The organism is Spirillospora sp. NPDC046719 (assembly GCF_040645715.1).
Lineage (GTDB): Bacteria > Actinomycetota > Actinomycetes > Streptosporangiales > Streptosporangiaceae > Spirillospora.
In genome coordinates, this window is the sequence record NZ_JBEYYT010000131.1 from 18028 (window position 1) to 22774 (window position 4747).

3 protein-coding genes are annotated in these 4747 nt (G+C 71.4%); 2 read left to right on the forward strand and 1 reads right to left on the reverse strand.

The genetic code is table 11. The features are described from left to right. Positions 1–106 precede the first annotated feature (106 nt). Positions 107–2074, reverse strand: a complete 1968-nt coding sequence (acs, locus tag ABZ914_RS22740) for an acetate--CoA ligase (protein ID WP_500195442.1) — start codon at positions 2072–2074, stop codon at positions 107–109. 248 nt (positions 2075–2322) lie between these two features. On the opposite strand from acs, the gene ABZ914_RS22745 reads away from it, so the two are divergent. Together ABZ914_RS22745 and ABZ914_RS22750 are read left to right on the forward strand one after the other, a co-directional pair. Further along, positions 2323–3114, forward strand: a complete 792-nt coding sequence (locus ABZ914_RS22745) for a Fic family protein (RefSeq protein ID WP_500195444.1) — start codon at positions 2323–2325, stop codon at positions 3112–3114. 106 nt (positions 3115–3220) lie between these two features. Continuing rightward, the gene (locus ABZ914_RS22750; protein ID WP_190856059.1) at positions 3221–3841 is read left to right on the forward strand and encodes a pentapeptide repeat-containing protein; all 621 of its coding nucleotides are present in this window, start codon (positions 3221–3223) and stop codon (positions 3839–3841) included. Positions 3842–4747 lie beyond the last annotated feature (906 nt).

A 4747-nucleotide genomic window follows, 5' to 3' on the forward strand; every position in this document is an offset into this window, starting at 1 on the left:
CCGGTCCCCGGGCCGTTCCACCGGTTCCGCCGAAGCAAGGACGACCGGCCGTCGCCTTCCGCCCCGCCGGGGCTCCGCCCCGCCGGCGCTTTGCTCCGGGCGCCGGTCAGTCCTCGGTCTTCGCGCTCGGCAGCTTCTCGGAGATCAGGTCCATCACCGTGCTGTCGGCGAGCGTCGAGACGTCGCCGATGCTGCGGTTCTCCGCCACGTCCCGCAGCAGCCGCCGCATGATCTTGCCGGACCGGGTCTTCGGCAGCTCCGGCACCATCATGATCTGCCGCGGCTTGGCGATCGGGCCGAGCGTCCTGGCGACATGGTCGCGCAGCTCGGCCAGGAACTCGGCGCCCTCGACCTCCTCGCCGGCGCTGCCGCGCGGGATCACGAACGACACGATCGCCTGCCCGGTCACCGGGTCCGTCGCGCCGACGACCGCGGCCTCCGCCACCTTCGGATGCGACACCAGCGCCGACTCCACCTCCGTGGTGGAGATGTTGTGCCCGGACACCAGCATCACGTCGTCGACGCGGCCGAGCAGCCAGATGTCGCCGTCCTCGTCCTTCTTCGCGCCGTCACCGGCGAAGTACTTGCCCTCGAAGCGCGACCAGTACGTCTTGACGTACCGCTCGTCGTCGCCCCAGATCGTCCGCAGCATGCCCGGCCACGGCTCGGTGAGCACCAGGAACCCGCCGCCGCCGTTCGGCACCGGCTCGCCCTGGTCGTCCACCACCTCAGCGGAGACGCCCGGCAGCGGGCGCATCGCCGCGCCCGGCTTGGCCGCCGTCACGCCCGGCAGCGGGCTGATCATGATGCCGCCGGTCTCGGTCTGCCACCACGTGTCGACCACCGGCGTCCGGCCCGCGCCGATGTTCTCCCGGTACCAGACGTACGCCTCCGGGTTGATGGGCTCGCCGACCGACCCGAGCACGCGCAGCGACGACAGGTCGTACTGCGCCGGGATGTCGTCGCCCCACTTCATGAACGTGCGGATCGCCGTGGGCGCCGTGTAGAAGATCGACACCTTGTACTTCTGGATGACGTCCCACCAGCGGCCCTTGTTGGGCGTGTCCGGCGTCCCCTCGTACATCACGCTGGTCGCGCCGTTGGCGAGCGGCCCGTACACGATGTAGGAGTGGCCCGTCACCCAGCCGATGTCGGCCGAGCACCAGTAGACGTCCGTCTCCGGCTTCAGGTCGAACACCGCGTTGTGGGTGTAGGACACGTGCGTCAGGTATCCGCCCGTGGTGTGCAGGATGCCCTTCGGCTTCCCCGTCGTGCCGGACGTGTACAGGATGAACAGCGGGTGCTCGGCGTCCATGGGCTCGGCGGTGTGCTGGTCGCTCTGCCGCTCCACCAGGTCCTGCCACCAGACGTCGCGCTCGTTCTCGGCGACCTCCTCGCCGGTGCGGCGGACCACCAGGACGTGCTCGATCGTCGGGGTCTGCGCGACCGCCTCGTCCACGGTCGGCTTCAGCGCGGACGGCTTGCCGCGCCGGTACCCGCCGTCGGCGGTGATGACGAGCTTGGCCTGCGCGTCGTCGATGCGGGTGCGCAGCGCCTCGGAGGAGAAGCCGCCGAACACCACCGAGTGGGTGGCGCCGATCCGCGCGCACGCGAGCATCGAGATCGGCAGCTCCGGGATCATCGGCAGGTAGATCGCCACCCGGTCGCCCTTGCGGACGCCCAGCTCCAGCAGCGCGTTCGCGGTCTTGTTCACCTCGCGCTGCAGGTCGGCGTAGGTGAGGGTGCGGGTGTCCCCGGGCTCGCCCTCCCAGTGGTAGGCGATCTTCGCGCCCAGGCCGGCCTCGACGTGGCGGTCGACGCAGTTGTAGGCGGCGTTCAGCTCACCGCCCACGAACCACTTGGCGAACGGCGGGTTGCTCCAGTCCAGGATCTCGTCCCAGCGCTTGGACCAGGTCAGCCGGTCGGCCTGCTCCGCCCAGTAGCCCAGGCGGTCGGCGGCGGCCTCGTCGTACGCCTCGGCCTTGACGTTCGCCGCTGCGGCGAGCTCGGCGGGCGGGGGGAAGCTCCGCGTCTCCTGCAGAAGGTTCGACAGTGTCTCTTGGCTCTGGCTCAACGCGTACTCACTCCTTGCTAGCTGAACGGGGGTCGCCCGGTATCCCCACTTCACCAGGAAGGTCCCGCCCCCACAAGGCCGCATTCCCGAGTGTCGAGGAAGAGCGCGACCGGCGCTCACGGCTCCGGATGGTGCTGTGATGCCCGACACACCTTGCCTTCCCAGTGCCGCGGCGCGGGAACCGCCTCCGTTCTACGCGCACGCAGGGGGTTGCGCGAGCGGCACCGGCGACCGCATAGGGTCGGGCCGTGACCGATGCCCTTGCTCAGATAGCGAACCTGCCCGGCGTCGCGGAGGCCGTCGCCGACGCGCGCTCCGCCGTGGACCGGCTGCTCGGCCACCGCATCCTGCGGCGCCGCAGCGCCGACGTGTCCACGGAGTCGGCGCTGCGCGGCGCGCGCGCGTCCGCCGTGCTGGAAGGCGCCTCGGTCACACTTGAGGACCTGCGCACCACGGAGAACCCCACGGACCCGGTCGTCCAGGGGGCGCTGCGGGTGTCGGCGGAACTCGGCACGCTCGCCGAGACGTGGCGGCAGGCGCCCCGCCAGGTCCTCGCGCGGCTGCACGTGCTGGCCGCGGCGGACGCCGTCGACAGCGCCGACCTCGGACGTCCCCGCGCCGACGACCAGCCGGTGAAGGACGTCCTCGGGCTGGGCGACCCGCCGTCCCCGGCGGAGGTGGCGGCGCGCCTGGACGCGCTCAGCGGGCTTCTCACCGAGCCCACCAAGGCGCCCGCGCTCGTGGTCGCCGCCATTGTGCACGGCGAGCTTCTGACGCTGCGGCCCTTCGGCTGGGGCGACGGCATCATCGCCCGCGCCGCGCAGCGCATCACGCTCGTCGCCCGCGGCCTCGACCCGAAATCCTTGGTCGCGCCGGAGGTCGGTCATGCCGAACTCGCCGACGACTATGCCGAAGCCCTCCGCGCCTATGCGTCGGGGACGTCGGAGGGTGTCGCGCAGTGGCTCGTGCACTGCTCGGCGGCGGTCGCCGCGGCCGCCCGTGACTCGCAGGCCATCTGCGAAGCCTTCATGCGCGGCTGATCGCACCGGCTCTCGCCGCTGTTCCGCTGTGGCGGCTGTTCCACCCGGGGCCGTTGTGTCGTGGGCGGCCCGCTGTTCCGTCGGTGGGGAGGTCCATGCTGTCCCCATGGCCGAACGGAAGGACGGGCGCGCGGCGGCGCCCACCGAGACCACCATCGCGTCCGCCGACTGGGACTCGCGCGACCTGACCGGTGAGCGGCATGAGCGCGTCCTGTTCGTGGACGTCGACATGACGGAGGCGGCGGGCACCGGCGCGGTGTTCACTGAGTGCACCTTCCGCGGCGTCCGGTTCAACGCGTCCACGCACACCGACGCGGCGTTCCTGAACTGCACGTTCGTCCGCTGCGGCTTCTTCGACGCGACCTTCGCCGGCTGCAAGGTCGTCGGCGGGATGTTCGACGGCTGCACGCACGACCTGATGAAGGTCACCGGCGGGGACTGGTCGTTCACCGGGCTGCCCGGCGCCGACCTGCGGCGCGCGTCGTTCACCGACGTCCGGTTGCGCGAGGCGGACCTCACCGGCGCGCGGTGCGCCGGCGCCACGCTCCGCGGGCTGGACCTGTCGGGCGCCTGGCTGCACCAGGCCGATCTCTCGCGCTGCGACCTGCGCGGGAGCGACATCTCGTCGATCGATCCGCACACCGTCGAGCTGAAGGGGGCGGTGATCGACCCGTACCAGGCGGTGGTGCTCGCGACGGCCCTCGGCCTGGACGTGCGGGGCGACTGACGGCCTAAGCGGCGGCTCGGGCGGCGGCTCGGGCGGCGGCTTCGGCTGCTTCGGCGGGCAGGCGGAGTGCGGTGTCGGACACAGCGAACGGCGCTCGCCAGGGAGCGCCGTCGCCGATCACGTCACACCGGGTTACCAAGCGTGCACCTCACTATCGCCGGATCGGGTCAAGCCCGTCTCGGCGCGCCTCCCGCGGCTGGTCGCGCGTGGGTGCCCGGCTGCCGTGCCCGGACGCGTGGTCCGTAGATCCTGTCTACGCCTCATCTGCCCAGTTGACAAGCCCCTTTTCGGAAGTCCGGGCGGCCCGTGACCCCCGCCCGCCGCGGCGGCCTGTCCGCCTTCTTCTGCCGATAAGGGGCGAAACACGCAATTTCGGGCTATCCGCAACCAAAGGTCCGCCCGCCAAAGCGATCACGCAGTGTGACCGTTTCTTTTTGGCCGCCGATCGGGTGCTCGGCCGGAAAAATCTTTGGTTCTCCGGTACGCTCCGACTTCCGTCCCGTTGCACTCCGTATGGGTGGGGACGACCCCAGTGGTCCCCGTTCCGCCGCCTGGCACGAGGACCAAGAGGGGGCCGGCATCGACAGATGGGGATAAACACCCGCCCTCCGGGCGACTTTGCGACTCGACGGAACTGGCGGCGGTCGGGCAGCATATGTTGTATCTGCTTAGACTGGGAGACAACGAGTTTGCCTCCCCTATAGACCGGCCTTGCTAACGGCTCCGCCGATCTCACGAGACTTTCCTGGGAAAACGGACCGGCTCTACCCCCCCGGAGCCGGACCGTTAGGCGGCCCCCGCTCTCCCCCCCGGCGGGGGTCGCCCAAACATGCGGCGGGCGGGCGGGGGGGGGGGGGGCACCGGGAACACGCCCCCCCCGCCCCCCCCCCCCCACCCCCGCCCCCC

Coding starts and splice junctions, on each gene's coding strand:
- ABZ914_RS22750 (WP_190856059.1), top strand. CDS start 3,221: ATGGCCGAACGGAAGGACGGGCGCGCGGCGGCGCCCACCGAGACCACC.